This window comes from Microbispora sp. H10670, assembly GCF_014161385.1.
GTDB classification, from domain to species: domain Bacteria; phylum Actinomycetota; class Actinomycetes; order Streptosporangiales; family Streptosporangiaceae; genus Microbispora; species Microbispora triticiradicis.
Genome location: NZ_JABBWW010000017.1, coordinates 85958 through 99813 on the forward strand (window position 1 = coordinate 85958; position 13856 = coordinate 99813).

At 71.4% G+C, this 13856-nt stretch carries 12 protein-coding genes; 5 read left to right on the forward strand and 7 right to left on the reverse strand.

The window, feature by feature from the left end:
- Positions 1-20: 20 nt before the first annotated feature.
- Together HHX33_RS22795 and HHX33_RS22800 are read right to left on the reverse strand one after the other, a co-directional pair.
- The gene (locus HHX33_RS22795) at positions 21-725 is read right to left on the reverse strand and encodes an SDR family oxidoreductase (protein WP_182876403.1); all 705 of its coding nucleotides are present in this window, start codon (positions 723-725) and stop codon (positions 21-23) included.
- Positions 712-1443 carry a phosphoribosylaminoimidazolesuccinocarboxamide synthase gene (locus tag HHX33_RS22800; protein WP_341868638.1) on the reverse strand — a complete coding sequence of 244 codons (732 nt, stop codon included), beginning with the start codon at positions 1441-1443 and terminating at the stop codon, positions 712-714. Before HHX33_RS22800 ends, HHX33_RS22795 begins: the two co-directional genes overlap by 14 nt.
- 194 nt (positions 1444-1637) lie before the next feature.
- Here HHX33_RS22800 and HHX33_RS22805 point away from each other — a divergent pair, with 194 nt between their 5' ends.
- The 5 genes from HHX33_RS22805 to HHX33_RS22825 are packed head-to-tail and all read left to right on the forward strand — an operon-like array spanning position 1638 to position 8084.
- Positions 1638-2900 carry an aminotransferase class III-fold pyridoxal phosphate-dependent enzyme gene (locus HHX33_RS22805; protein WP_182876404.1) on the forward strand — a complete coding sequence of 421 codons (1263 nt, stop codon included), beginning with the start codon at positions 1638-1640 and terminating at the stop codon, positions 2898-2900.
- Complete coding sequence (locus tag HHX33_RS22810; RefSeq protein WP_182876405.1) at positions 2893-3969, forward strand: Gfo/Idh/MocA family protein; 1077 nt, start codon at positions 2893-2895, stop codon at positions 3967-3969. The genes HHX33_RS22805 and HHX33_RS22810 overlap by 8 nt, the downstream gene beginning before the upstream one ends.
- Positions 3970-5763, forward strand: coding sequence for an ABC transporter ATP-binding protein (locus HHX33_RS22815; RefSeq protein WP_182876406.1), 1794 nt, complete (start codon positions 3970-3972; stop codon positions 5761-5763).
- 33 nt (positions 5764-5796) lie between these two features.
- Positions 5797-7575 (forward strand): ABC transporter ATP-binding protein, encoded by a 1779-nt coding sequence (locus tag HHX33_RS22820; protein WP_220502100.1) that lies wholly within the window; start codon positions 5797-5799, stop codon positions 7573-7575.
- On the forward strand, positions 7572-8084 hold the full coding sequence (locus tag HHX33_RS22825; protein WP_220502101.1) for an NUDIX hydrolase: 513 nt from the start codon (positions 7572-7574) through the stop codon (positions 8082-8084). The genes HHX33_RS22820 and HHX33_RS22825 overlap by 4 nt, the downstream gene beginning before the upstream one ends.
- A gap of 83 nt (positions 8085-8167) precedes the next feature.
- On the opposite strand, the gene HHX33_RS22830 is transcribed toward HHX33_RS22825, so the two are convergent.
- The 5 genes from HHX33_RS22830 to HHX33_RS22850 are packed head-to-tail and all read right to left on the reverse strand — an operon-like array spanning position 8168 to position 13855.
- Positions 8168-9136 carry a nucleoside hydrolase gene (locus tag HHX33_RS22830; protein WP_182876407.1) on the reverse strand — a complete coding sequence of 323 codons (969 nt, stop codon included), beginning with the start codon at positions 9134-9136 and terminating at the stop codon, positions 8168-8170.
- Positions 9129-9848, reverse strand: coding sequence for a GntR family transcriptional regulator (locus HHX33_RS22835; RefSeq protein ID WP_182876408.1), 720 nt, complete (start codon positions 9846-9848; stop codon positions 9129-9131). Before HHX33_RS22835 ends, HHX33_RS22830 begins: the two co-directional genes overlap by 8 nt.
- Positions 9811-10812 carry a ribokinase gene (locus HHX33_RS22840; RefSeq protein ID WP_182876409.1) on the reverse strand — a complete coding sequence of 334 codons (1002 nt, stop codon included), beginning with the start codon at positions 10810-10812 and terminating at the stop codon, positions 9811-9813. The genes HHX33_RS22835 and HHX33_RS22840 overlap by 38 nt, the downstream gene beginning before the upstream one ends.
- A complete protein-coding gene (locus HHX33_RS22845) occupies positions 10809-11717 on the reverse strand; it encodes a 6-phosphogluconolactonase (RefSeq protein WP_117409675.1) in 909 nt (302 codons plus the stop codon). Before HHX33_RS22845 ends, HHX33_RS22840 begins: the two co-directional genes overlap by 4 nt.
- 11 nt (positions 11718-11728) lie before the next feature.
- On the reverse strand, positions 11729-13855 hold the full coding sequence (locus tag HHX33_RS22850; RefSeq protein ID WP_182876410.1) for a N,N-dimethylformamidase beta subunit family domain-containing protein: 2127 nt from the start codon (positions 13853-13855) through the stop codon (positions 11729-11731).
- Between the last annotated feature and the right edge of the window lies 1 nt (position 13856).

Here is a 13856-nt window from a genome sequence, read left to right on the forward strand (position 1 = left end):
TACGGTTCCTCCGTGGCGCGCTACACGTGCAGCAGCCGGTCGATGCCGGTGATGGGCGGTTCGGCCAGGTGGGCCGGGCGCACCTCGATCTCTCCCACGACGAGGTCCCTCGGCCAGGAGTCGATGATGGTGCAGACGCAGCGGGCGACCGACCGGGTGCTCATCTTGTACCGCGACTCGTCGCCGTCCAGGTTCGCTATCGCGCCGGGCGAGACGAGGCAGGCCCGGACGCCGTTGCGCCGCTCTTCCAGCAGCAGCGTTTCGACCAGCGCCTTCAGCCCTGCCTTGGTGGCGCTGTAGGCGGCGCCGCCCTCGAAGTACCGGGAGCCTGCGTGGCTGCCCATGGCGACGAAGATGCCGCGGGCGGCTCTCAGCGCCGGCAGGACGGCCTTTATGAGGTGGAAGGCGGCACTGAGGTTGATCGAGACCAACCGGTCCCAGTCCGCCTCGTCCAGTTCGGCGATCGGGTCGAGGACCCGGTCGACCGCGTTGGAGACGCACACGTCGAGACGGCCGGCCTCCTCCAGCACCTCGCCGACCGCCTTCCTGATCTGCCGGGGGTCGGCCAGGTCGCAGCGGCGCTCCCCGAGCCGGTCCTCCCCTGCCAGGGAACGGTTCAACGAGAAGACGCGGTAGCCGCGGCAGCGCAGATCCTCCGCGATCGCCTTGCCGCTGCCGCGATTGGTGCCCGTGATCAGGGCGACCGGGGCCTCAGTCGATGACATCGAGGATGCGGCTCCACTGGTTCACGATCTCGTCTCCCTCGACACCGCCACGGAACAGGTCCTTGTCCAGAGGAGAGCCGTCCTGGTGCCGCAACCGCATGCAGTCCTGGGAGATCTCGGAGATGACGCTCAGCTCGCCGTCCTCCGTCTGCCCGAAGATGAGGCAGAAGTCCCAGAGGTCCACCGGGTGCAGCCAGGATCGCAGCACGTCGTTGACCACGAGGGCGCGCTCGCGCATCTCGTCGACCGGCAGCCCGAGGACCCTGAGGTAGTCCTCGCCGATCGGCTGGTCCTCGGGATCGCACCGGTAGTCGAACTTCACCACAGGGCGGGGCAGGCGCGTGCCGTCCTCGAACAGGCCCGGGTACTTCCGCGTGGTCGATCCGGTGGCCCTGTTCTTCACGATGACCTCGAAGGGCGGCGCCGGGACGTAGTCGGCGAGGTACAGGTCGTCGGAGACCCGCTCCCTGAACGCGCACGGAACGCCCGCGGCCGCGACCCGGGCCGCGGCCTTTTCGTAGAATTCGAGCCGCAGCGGGCCGGTGCGTTCCACGATTTCGTCACGCTGGTAGGTGAAGCTGCGCAGGCTCGGGATTATCTGCACGAGGCACAGCCCGTCGGGCAGTAGCCACAGACGCTTACTGCGCCCGACGATATCGGGTTCTATCCTCGCGGTTAGCTCAAGGACCGGGATTCCTCGCCTGGACTCGTAATCCACATCGCCCCCATATTGGCGCTAGCAGTCCGCCTGGGGCAGACCCGTGACCAATGGCCTCACACACCTTTCTATGCGGATGCAAGGTTGTCAAGACGCCGTGAACGGGCCGAAAACCCGCTTGACTCCCGCAAAACCCACGAGTACGGTCTGTGAAATTAGGCGCAAGATCCATTAATTCCGGACAGGGAGGATCTTTGTCCAAACACGAGCGAATAGCACACTCTAAGATCACCCGCAAGTTCAAGTCCGCAGGGCAGCAGCTCCTGTTCTCGCAGGGCAAGCGGGGCGAGGTCTCCGACGCGAACGGCGTGACGTACACCGACTTCGTCATGGGTTACGGACCGGTGATTCTCGGTCACTCGGATGACCAATTCAGTGAGATCCTGAGCCGTTATCTGGTCAACGGCGTAATGATGCCGGGCTACACGACCTTTCACCAGGAGTACCTGGAGCGGCTGCTCGGCGACCGTCCGAAAGATCGCGGCGCGTACTTCAAGACCGCTTCCGAGGCCGTAACCGCGGCTTTCCGGCTGGCCGCAATGCGGACCGGGCGGCTCGGCGTCGTCCGCAGCGGGTATATCGGCTGGCACGACGCGCAGATCGCCAATTCCCTGAAATGGCACGAGCCGCTGCATTCCCCACTGCGGGAAAAGCTCCGATACACCGACGCGATGCGCGGGATCGGCGAGACCGAGCCCGCGGCCAACTGGGTCGACCTGCGTCTGGAGTCTCTCGCCGAACTGCTGGACCGGCACAAGGGCCTGCTGGGGTGTTTCGTCTTCGACGCCTATCTGGCGTCGTTCACCACCCCCGAGGTGCTGCGCCAGGCCGTCGCGATGTGCCGCGAGGCCGGCCTGCTCACGGTCTTCGACGAGACCAAGACCGGGGGCCGGATCTCACCGCTCGGCTACGACCACGACAACCGCCTCGGCTCCGATCTGATCGTGATCGGCAAGGCGCTGGCCAACGGGGCTCCGCTGAGCCTTCTGGTGGGCGACGCGGAACTGCTCGCGCAGGCGGAGCGGGCGCGGCTCAGCGGCACCTTCTCCAAGGAGATGATCGCCGTCTACGCCGCGCTGGCGACCAGGGACATCCTGGAGAAGCCGGTCGGGGACTCGCCGGACGGCTGGGCCGAGATCGGCAGGATCGGCACGCAGGTGGCGTCCGTCTTCACCGCGGCCGCGCAGGACGCCGGGGTGGGCTCGCTGGTCGGCGCCCGTCCGGTGCTCGGCGGCGGGATGTTCGAGCTGGTGTACCACGACGACGCGCTCCTCGGCGACAAGGAGCGGCGTGAGGCGCTGCTCGCCGCCCTGACCGGGGCCGGCATCCTCCTGCTCGAAGGCCACCCCTCCTTCGTGAGCCTCGCGCACCGCGACACCGACTGGGCCGACCTGCACGACCGTGCCCGCCAGGCATTCGAGGAGTGGAACGCCTCGGCCGGAGCCGGCCGTGGCTGACGCCCTCCGCATCGCTCTGGTGGGGTGCGGCCGCCAGATGCGACAGAACCTCCTTCCCTTCCTGCAGCGCATCCCCGGCCACCGGGTGGTCGCCTGCGTGGACCCCGACAGGTCCCTCGCCGCGGAGCTCGCGTCCCTGGCCGGCGGCGTGGTCCACGCCGAGTCGGTCGAGGCTCTCGATCTCGAGAACGTGGACGCGGCGGTGCTCGCCGTGCCGCCCGAGCCGTCCTACGTGCTCACCCGTTACCTGGTGGAGCACGGAGTCGACTGCTTCGTGGAGAAGCCCGCCGGGCCGTCCACCGCCGCCCTGCAGGACCTGGACAAGGTGGTGCACAACACCGGCCGGCACGTCCAGGTGGGGTTCAACTTCCGCTACGCCGAAACCCTTCAGCGGCTGCACGAGCTGAGCCGGGACGTCCGGGCCACTCCGTGCTCGGTCACGATCGACTTCTACAGCCGCCACCCGTCGGCTCCCCAGTGGGGTGTCGACACGACGCTGGAGGCGTGGATCCGGCACAACGGGGTGCACGCGCTCGACCTGGCGCGCTGGTTCGTGCCCTCCCCCGTCGTCCAGGTGGACGCGCACGCCATCACCGGCGACGCCGACCGCTTCCAGGGGACCGTCTTCCTGCGCCACGACGACGGATCGCTCTCGACCCTCCGGATGGGCAACCACGTCAGGCGCTTCCTGGTGGGCGTCACCGTGCAGGGCATGGACGGCAGCCGCTACAGCGCCCCGTCCCTCGAACGGGTGACCCTCGACCTGTCCGAGGGCCTGCCGTTCGGCCAGGAACTGCACAGCACGCGCAACCTCGACCACGGCTGGACGCGCAGCGGGTTCGGGCCGGAGCTGGAGGCCTTCCTGGACGCCTGCCGCCGGAAGCCGGCCGGGCACAACGGGAACGGGAACGGGAACGGCCACTCCCCCACGTGGGAGGCGCCGACGGTCGCCGACGCGCTCGCGGCGTCGAAGCTGTGCGACCAGACGATGGACGAGTTGCACGCCACCGGCGGGAGCGGCTTCGGCTCCCTGACGGATCCGGTCCCGGCGTCGGCAGAGGTCGGCTAGTTGACCACGGGAACCAGTCAGGCACCCGAAGACCCCGCGGCTGAGGGGACGCGCCCAGCAGGAGAGCCCGGCGACGGGCCGGGCGCGTCCCCGCGGGTGGGCGGGTGGATCTCCGTCCACCTGCGACGGCACCGGCGCCTGCTGCTGTCGTTCACCGTCGCGGCGGTGGCGGCGAACCTCTGCTCCACCCTGGTTCCCGTCCAGATCGGCTCGGCGTTCGCCGAGGCCGGCGGCGCCCACCCGGACCTCGGCGTGGTCGCGGCCGCGGCGCTCGCCGCCGGTCTGCTGGCGGTCGGCAGGTTCGCCGCCGACCTGCTGTCCAACGGCTCGATGGAGATCATCGCCCAGCGGGTCAAACGGGACCTGCGCGACGATCTGTACCGCAGCCTGCTGAGCAAGCGCATGTCCTTCCACGACCAGCAGCGCATCGGCGACATCCTGGCCCGCGCCATCAACGACGCGAGACTCGTCGACTACATGCTCAGCCCCGGGGTCTCCACCGCGTTCAACGGGATCCTGGCCCTGCTGGTCCCGACCCTGTTCATCGCCTCGCTGCACGGCCGGCTGCTGCTGGCCCCCGGCGTGATGATCCTGGTGTTCGCCTGCGCGCTGAGTTACCACCTGCGGCGGCTGCACCCGCTGACCATGCGGGCCCGGGAGTCCTTCGCGGACCTCAACGAGCGTTTCTCCACCACGCTGTCCGGCATCGCCACGGTCAAGGCGTGCACCCAGGAGGAGCACGAGCGGCTCGCGTTCAGGAGCGCCGCGGCCGCGTACCGGGACGCCTTCGTCAGGCGGGGCCGGGCGCAGGCCGTCTACCTGCCCGCGCTGAGTTTCGCGCTCGGCATGGCGATCGGCTCCATCCACTCCCTCTACCTGTACGCGCAGGGCGAGCTGACCCTCGCCCAGGTCGTCACCTATCTCGGCTGGCTGGTGTTGTTCGCCCAGCCGGTCAGCATGTCCGAGCAGGCCGTACCGGTCATCCAGGAGGGCGTCGTCGCCGCCACCCGGATGAGGCAGATCATCGAGGGCGACCCGGGCGAGCGGGAGGACGTCGAGGGCACCACGGCGGCCATCACCGGCTCGATCACCTTCGACCACGTGACCTTCCGCGCCAACGGCAGGGACGTCCTGCACGACGTCTCCTTCCATGTTCCCGCCGGCCGCACCCTCGCCGTGGTCGGCCCCACCGGCAGCGGCAAGAGCATGCTCGTCAAGCTGGTCAACCGCATGTACGACGCCGCCGAGGGACGGGTGCTGATCGACGGACGGGACGTACGCGACTGGGAGCCGGGCGCGCTTCGCCGCCAGATCGGCCACGTGGACCAGGAGACCTTCCTGTTCTCCAAGAGCGTGCTGGACAACATCGCCTTCGGCTCGCCGGACGGCGCCGGGTACGAGGACGTCCTGCGCGTGTCCAAGCAGGCGTGCGCGGACGAGTTCGTGCAGACGATGGAGAACGGCTACGCCACGGTCCTCAACGAGGGCGGGACGACGCTGTCCGGCGGGCAACGGCAGCGGCTGGCCATCGCGAGGGCGCTGCTCACCGACCCTCGCATCCTCACCCTCGACGACGCGACCAGCGCGGTCGACGCCCGGACCGAGACGACCATCACCGAGGCGATCGAGCGCGCGGCCACCGGCCGTACCACGGTGCTGATCTCGCACCGCCCCGGCCAGATCCGGCGCGCCGACCTGATCCTGCTGCTGGACGCCGGGCGGGTCGTCGACCAGGGAACGCACGAGGAGCTGATGGCGCGCTGCGCGCTCTACCGGGAGATCTACAGTGGCTGACACCCGTACCGCCGAGACGGACCGGCGGCCGTCGTGAGCGACCTGTTCGCCGGCCTGAGCGGCGACACCTACGACCGCGTCTACGGCAACCGCCGCCTCCTCGGCCGCATTCTCCGCTACCTGCGGGCACAGCGCGGCGCGATGCTCGGCTCCGCCGCCCTCGTCGTGGGATCCGCCCTGCTGACCGCCGCGGTGCCGGTGGTCATCTCCCGCATGATCGACCAGGTCGGGGACGGGACCGGGCTGGGCGTGCGGCTGAGCCTGTTCGTCGTCGCGGCCGCGGTGCTGGCCTGGGGGATGAACTGGGCGCGCCAGGCCCTGGCGGCGTGGCTGGTGGGTGGGGTCGTGTACCGGCTGCAGTGCGAGGCCGCCGACGCCGCGCTCGCCAAGGACGTCGCCTTCTACGACGACAACTCGGTCGGGAAGGTGCTCAGCCGGGTCACCGGCGACACCGAGGGCTTCAGCTCGGTCATGACCCTCACCCTGAACCTGATCAGCCAGATGTTCCTGGTGCTGCTGCTCGGCGGCGTGGTGTTCTGGATCGACGTGGACCTCGGTCTGATCATCCTGGCCACGCTTCCGCTCCTGCTCGCCGCGGCGCTGGCCTTCCGCAGGCTCGCCAGGATGGCGGCGTCCGCCACGCGGCGGGTGATGGCCAAGGTCAACGCGACCGTGCACGAGTCGATGCTGGGCATCTCGGTCGCCAAGAGCTTCGGCCGGGAGAGGGCCGTCTACCGCGACTTCGACGAGGTGAACCGCCTGTCCTACGCGGTCTACGTGCGGCAGGGCCTCATCTACGCGGTCATCCTCCCGGTCCTGACGCTGCTGGCCGGTCTGGCGACGGCGGTCGTCGTCTACCAGGGCGGACGCTTCGCGGTGCTCGGCAGGCTCTCCCCCGGCGAGTGGTACTTCGCCCTTCAGGCGCTCGGCATGCTGTGGCAGCCGGTCACCCAGGCGGCGTCCTTCTGGAGCCTGTTCCAGCAGGGGCTCGCCGCCGCCGAGCGGGTCTTCGCGCTCATCGACAGCGACCACGCCGTCGTCCAGCACGGAAACGAGCCGGTGACGCGGCTCGACGGCGAGATCGAGGCGCGCGGACTGCGCTTCGGCTACGCGGCCGGGACCGCCGTGTTCCACGATTTCGACCTGCGGATCGCCGCCCGGGAGACCGTGGCCGTCGTCGGGCACACGGGCGGCGGGAAGTCCACCCTGGCCAAGCTGATCGCCCGCGCCTACGACTTCCAGGGAGGCGAGCTGCTGGTCGACGGCCGCGACGTGCGCTCACTCGACCTCGGGGCGTACCGGGGGCGCGTCGGCGTCGTCCCGCAGCACCCGTTCGTCTTCGCGGGCACGCTCGCGGACAACATCGCCTACGGCAGGCCGGGAGCCGGCCACGCGGACGTCGAACGCGCCATCGAGAGGATCGGTCCCCAGGTGTGGTCCCGCAGTATGCCCATGTCCCTGCACGACACGCTGAGCGCCGGCGGCCAGGGGGTGTCGGTGGGGCAGCGGCAGCTCATCGCCCTCGCCCGGATGTTCCTCAGGGAGCCGGACATCGTGATCCTGGACGAGCCGACGGCCAGCGTCGACCCGCTGACCGAGCGGGACATCCAGAACGCGCTGTCCCGGCTGTTCACCGGCCGTACCGTGCTGGTGATCGCGCACCGGCTCTCGACGATCCGGCGGGCCGACCGCGTCCTGGTCATGCACGAGGGCCGGGTCGCCGAGGACGGCGGATTCGACGAGCTGCTGCGCCGCGGCGGCCGCTTCGCCGGCCTGTACGCGACGTACTACGCCCATCAGGAGCCGGCGTGACCGGGCGGGCGGCCGGCGGCTGCGCTCCGCACCCTCCGGACTTCGAGCGGATCCAGCGGGAGGCGTCGGCCGCGGGCGCGCGGTGCGTCGTCGGCGCCGTCCTCGTCAACCCGCTCGGCGAGGTGTTCCTGCAACGGCGGGCTCCCCACGTACGGCTCTACCCCGACTGCTGGGACATCGTCGGAGGACACGTCGAAGAGGGCGAGACGCTGTGCACGGCGCTCGCCCGGGAGGTCGAGGAGGAGACGGGCTGGCACCTGCTCCGGGCGGACCGGGTGGTGGACGTCTTCGACTGGAGCGGCGGCGACGGCGAGCGCAGACGCGAGATCGACGTGCTCGCCACGGTCGCGGGGGACCTGGCCCGCCCCCGAATGGAGCGGGACAAGTTCGTCGAGGCACGCTGGCTGGACGGAGCGGCGCTGCGCCGTCTGGCGTCGTCCTCCCGGGAGACCGGCATGATCGACCTCGCGCTGCGGGCCCTCACGATGTGCGGGCTGCCCCCTTCGTAGAACCCCGCATCGCAGGACCCCGCGTCGCAGAACCCCGCGTCGTAGGACCCCGCCGTAGGACTGCGCCATGGGGCCCCGCGCGTTCAGGCGGGTGGCAGCCCGGGCCCGCCCGGGGCGAGCGTACCGAGGAAGTGCCGGTAGAACCGGTCGGCGTCGACCGTACGGGCGCACCTGACGGCGCGGCCGCGGCTGTCCCTGACGGTGCGCCCCTGGCTCTCGCCCTGCGCGACCACGTCGCAGCGCACCGTCTCGAAGGCGCAGATGCCGGGCTCGGCGAGGTAGGAGGCGGTGAGACTGTCCCAGAGGCAGTAGGCCAGCCCGGTGGTCTCCAGCGTTCCGAACGTCAGGGCGAGCAGCGATCCGGCCAGATCGCTGAGGTGGTCGCCGTAACTGCGGCCGAAGGTCCGGGCGAGCTCCGCGGTGACCGGCACGCGGTTGGTCACGTCCAGGGGGAACATCGTGATGGGGACGGCGGAGTCGAAGACGCGTTTGGCGGCGCCGGGGTCCCAGAAGAGGTTCCACTCGGCGGTGCCGTCGTGACCCGGTTGCCTGACGTTGCCGTCGACGTCGAGGGCTCCGCCCATGAACACCACCTCCTCGATGCGGGACTCGACCTCCGGGTGGTGCTCGAGGCACCAGGCGAGGTTGGTCAGCGGGCCGGTGGCGAGCACGGTGACCGGGTCCGGAGCCCGCGTCAGCCAGGCGGCGAGCTGCTCGTGCGCCGGAGGACCCTCCGCGCCGGCGGTGGTGTGGTCCTTCTGGTTGAGCACGGGTAAGGCGTCCGCCCGCAGGGCGTCGATGCGCCAGGCGAGCGGGAACGGGTTGCGCCCCGGCAGCACTCCCACGGCCGTCGGCACGTCCTCGCCCGTCAGGTCGAGGATCTTGCGGGTGGCCGACAGGGCCGGTGCGGGGAGGCAGTCGGCCGGGGTCACGGCGATTCCCCGCAGGTCGACGTTGTCGTACTGGGTCAGCAGGAGAAGGGCGAGCAGGTCGTCCGGAGCGCCGTCGTGGTCGAACAGGACCCGGCGGGCGCGGGGGGTGGTGTCAGTCACGGCGCCTCACGAGATGGAAGGAGAAGTCGGTGCCCCTGTGGTAGTCCTCCGAATACAGCAGCGGCCGCCCGGCGCTGTCGTGGTGGGTCTGGACCAGCAGCAGCCAGGCGCCGTCCCGGGGGCTCGCGACGCGTTCCGCCTGCGTCTCGTCGAGCGTGACGGCGCGGACCTGGGCGACCGCGTAGGCGACGTTGTGCCCGTGCTCGGCGAGCAGCCGGAACAGCGACCCGGTCCAGTCCACCTCGTCGAGCGGACGGGCGATGAGGGACCGGGGGAACAGGTCGACCGAGTAGAGCAGCGCGTCGTCCTCGTGGCGGCGCAACCGCTCCAGCCGTACGACGGCCTCCCCGGGCGGGAGCTGGAGCAGCTCGCGCTGGTGCCGGTCCGGCTCCGCCGCCGTGATGTCGAGGACCGTGTTGTCGGCCGTGTGCCCCCGGCTGGCCAGCATCTCCGTCACTCCCTCCAGGCGGGTCAGCGGACGGTCGAGGCTGGGCTGGGACGTGAGGTAGCGGCCGTCGCCGTGGCGGGCCTGGATGAGGCCCTCCTGCTCCAGCAGTTTGAGCGCCTCCCTGATGCTGGTGCGGCCCACCTCGAACAGGGCGATGAGCTCGTTCTCCGACGGCAGCCGGTCCCCGGGACGCAGTCCCCGTTCGGCGATCAGGGCACGCAGCCGGTCACGTACCTGGACTGCCAGGGTGGGGTGTCGTCTCACCGGGGTTCTCCTGCCCGGACGAGCCTTGGAGCGGGGCGATGCCGAGCTCTGAGGCGGATGGGTAGCTGGGAGCGCAGAAGCGGCGCGTGACCGAGACCGCCGCCACCCGGCACGCGAGCCTGACTCCCTGCGCCACGCTCGCGCCGGTACGCAGCGCCGCCGCCAGGGCTCCGGTGAAGGCGTCACCCGCTCCGGTGGTGTCCACGGCGTTCACGCGCGGCACGCCGATCAGCATAGTGCCGTGGTCTCCGGCGATCTCGGCGCCCCGTTCACCAAGGGTGACGACCACGGTCCGCCCTCTGGTCCTGGGCAGCAGGGACTCGGCCGGAGAGACGCCCTCGTCACTCCGCGCCGCCGCCGGGCGCGCCTCGTCCGCGGGCCCGGTCAGCGCGGCCAGCTCGCCGTCGTTCAGCACCAGCACGTCGGCCCGGCGGAGCAGCTCTTCCCCGATCTCGCTGAGGAACGGCCCTGCCGGGCTCGGGTTGAGCAGGACGCGTACGCCGGGCGGGGCCGCGGCGGCCGCCGCGGCGGAGGTCGCCACGGGAATCTCGCCCTGGAGCACGAGCACCGAACCGGGCCGCAGTCCGGCGGCCGCGGCGGCCGCCCGGGAGGGGGGAAGCAGGTCCGCGGCCCCCGGCCACGTCATGACGATCTGCCCGCCCCGTCTGTCGACGTAGACGAAGCTGCGCCCGGTCGCGACGCCGTCGATCGCGGCGCAACCGCCGGTCTCGATCCCGTCTGCCCGCAGCGCGGCCAGCGCCGCCACGCTGTCGGCGTCGTCGCCCAGGCCGCCGACGAACCTGGTTGGAGCTCCCAGCCGGGCCGACGCGACGGCCACGTTCGCCGCCTTGCCGCCGTGCGCGGTGGCGTAGCCGGACGCGCCGACGCTCTCGCCCGGCGCCGGCAGGTGGTCGCCGAACATGTAGAGGTCCACGGTGTAGGCGCCGACTGCCAGCACGGTCACGAGCCGAGGCCCAGCGCACAGGGTGCGATGCTGTCGGCGTCCACGGTGACGTGCACGTCGGGATGGCGGTGCGCGAGGGTGACCGGCAGCAGCACGTCGGGCTCGGTGGTGAGCAGCAGGACCCGCACGATGTACCGCTTCCAGGCTCCGCCGTCGGTGACGAGGTGCAGCCTCCGGGCGGAGAGGATCTCCGCCATGCCGACGGTGATGGCCATGCGCGGGATGGCCTGGGTGTAGCCGCCGGTCACGCGGTGGGAGTGCGCCACGATCGTGTCCTCCAGCAGCGGGACGATCCGGGTGGTGGAGGCGGCGAACTCCTCCAGGCTGTAGTGGTGCCAGCGGGTCGTGGGGGGTTCGTTGAAGGCCAGGTGCCCGCGGTATCCGAATCCGGCGAAGCAGGTGTCGGCCCCGCCCACCTGTCGCAGCCGTTCGGCGTAGGCGTCGGGGTCGAACACGTCGGGGTAGACGACGTTGCCGGGGTCCGGCCTCAGCTCGGGGTCCAGCAACTGGTAGAGGTTGCGGTCGCAATAGCCGCGGAAGCTGAAGGGGTGGGACGGATCCACCGGCCGGCCCTGCCAGTCGAGGAACTCGTCCATGTGGAAGGCGAACACGTCGGCCCAGCTGATGCGTTCCCGGTTGCAGATTTCGGCGAGGATCGGGTAGTGCGCCTTCGGGCCGACGGGGAGGATCCAGCGGGTCGGCTCCCCGCGCAGGTTGTTCTCCCGCAGTTCGTCGGCCATCTGGCGGGCGAGCTGGTGGTAGAGCTCGGTGGTGTCCTTGTACACCGTCAACGGGTGACGGGCGATGGCCGTGAGATCGTCGGCAGGCATGGTCAGTTGCTCGTCGGTCAGCTCGCCGGAGGTGCGGGGGTACGGATAGTCGTCGCGGCGGGCGCTCGCGGCCATGTCGCTGCTCCTCACAAGACGTCGGAAAGCAGGAATCGGGACAGGACGTTCCGGGTGATGCGGCTGATGTCGCCCTCGCGGGCGGCGAGGCTGGCGACCCAGTTGACGGAGCCCACGGAGAAGACCGCGCCGCCGCCGCCGAGCCTGCGCAGGGTCATGTCCGCGCGTACGGTGTCCCCGTCCGGGGAGGCGTCCTCCGCGGCCGGCTGGTAGTAGTGGCCGTGCCCGCCCGCGGACGTGGCGAGCACCAGGGTGCCGGGAGGGGTCCCGAGTTCCGGCGCGGCGCGGTCGATCTCGTCTCCGGCGGCGCCGCCGAGCGCGAGCCCGTAGGCGCCCACGACCTCCGTTTCGACACCGTCGAAGATCCAGGCCGCCTCGTCGCGGTAGCTGTCGGGCAGGCGGGTGTATCCGGGCGCCGGGCCCCAGCCCTGGGCGGCGAAGCCGACACCGAGAAGTTCCTGCGGCGGGAGCCCCTGGCGGCGCCAGAGCCCGCCGGGCTCGCCATTGGAGGTCAGGACGTCCTCGCCGGGCTCGTTGTCCCACCAGTCACCCGTGCCGCGGCGGCGGACCTCGATGGCGTACGGGTAGCGGGGGTCGACGCCCGTGACCCAGTAGAACCCGTTGCCTCCGAGGTACATGAGCCGCCCGCCCCCGGACACGTACGCGCCGACGGCCGCGCGCTCCGGAGCGCTGATGTATTCGGGGTGGCTGCCGGTCATCACCACGCGATAGCCCGCGAGGAGGTCGGCTCCGCCCGCGTGCACGTCCTCGTCGGCGAGGACGTCGAAGGCGAACCCTTCGGACCGCAGCCAGCGCAGCAGCAGGATGTCGGCGGAGAAGTGGCGCGGCGCCCCCGTCATCCACCAGACGTAGTCGGCGGTGTAGTTCAGCACGGGGCGGCGCCTGGAGGAGTAGTAGACGGCCCCGCCCTCCAGCCTGCTGTCGTACAGGGACAGCCCGAGCTCCCGGTGCCGGTTGAGGTAGGCGTCCACCGGGGAGAGCGTGATCCGGCGGGTGGTCACCCGCGAGTAGTCGCCGAAGTACTCGGCCTCGCTGGACTGCCGGTGGTTGGCGTAGGCCGTGTAGGTGAAGGTGGGCAGGACCACCGCGAGCGGGCGGGACGCCGGCTCGTGCGGCGGCCCGGGAGGACGGACGATCAGCGGGGCGACGAACGACCGGCTCCCGCCCCGCAGCCGGATGCCGAGCACGGTGGACGTGGTGTCGCCGGGGACGGTCAGCGCGCAGGTCTCCGGCCAGCGTGCGTCGTCGAGGTCTTCGGGGCTCAGCTGCACGGCGGTGTGGGCGGGCTTCCCGGCGTCGCCTTCCGGGCCGGCCAGCCCGGCGAGCGGCCGGTTGACCGCCCGGGCGTGGTGCCCGTTCCCGCTGACGTCGGGCACGAGGGGGGCGCCGGGATCCGCGGAGGGGTCCCAGAGAGCCACCACGTCGTCGCCGGCATGCCCGAGCAGGCCGGCTCCCGTGGTCAGGCCGAGCAGGGGAGCGCACGCCTCCCCGGTGAGGAGGCTCCTTGTCAGCAGGGGGAGGGCGATGCGTCCGATGTAGGGCGAGTCGCGCCCGGGGCCCGCGCCGAGCCGGAGCGCCCCGGTCCCGGCGGGCGGAGGCGGTGCGTGTCCCGTCGCGCGCACACTCTCCCCTCCCCCGCCGACGGTCAGATGGACGGTCGTCGTGGCCGGCGTCGCCTCCCAGGCCGCCGCCACCAGGAACCACGAACCCTCCCGGACGCCCGAGGGCGCGCGGCCGTGAAGGCGGCCGGACGGCGTGCCGACGCGCACCTCGGCCCTCCCCTCCTCGTCCAGGGCGAGGAGCAGCCGCCATTCCCCGGCGGTCAGGTCCGCCAGGACCTGCCTCGTGCCCAGCCGGTGCGGGCGGATCCACAGCGCCAGGCTTCCCCTGGCCGGCGCCGGCACGGAGGGGATCTCCAAGTGGGAACCGATCTCCAGGGGCCGCGGCTCGACGGAGACCGGCGAGGCCGGGGTGAGGACGGCGTCCGTGACGAGGTCGACGAGGTCGACGTCCACGGTTCCCCGCGGGCCGCTGCCGTACACGGACACGGTCTGCCCGGGCACGGCCGACCAGACGTCGGCGTACGCCATCAGGTGGGGTTCCGGCTCTTCCGTCATG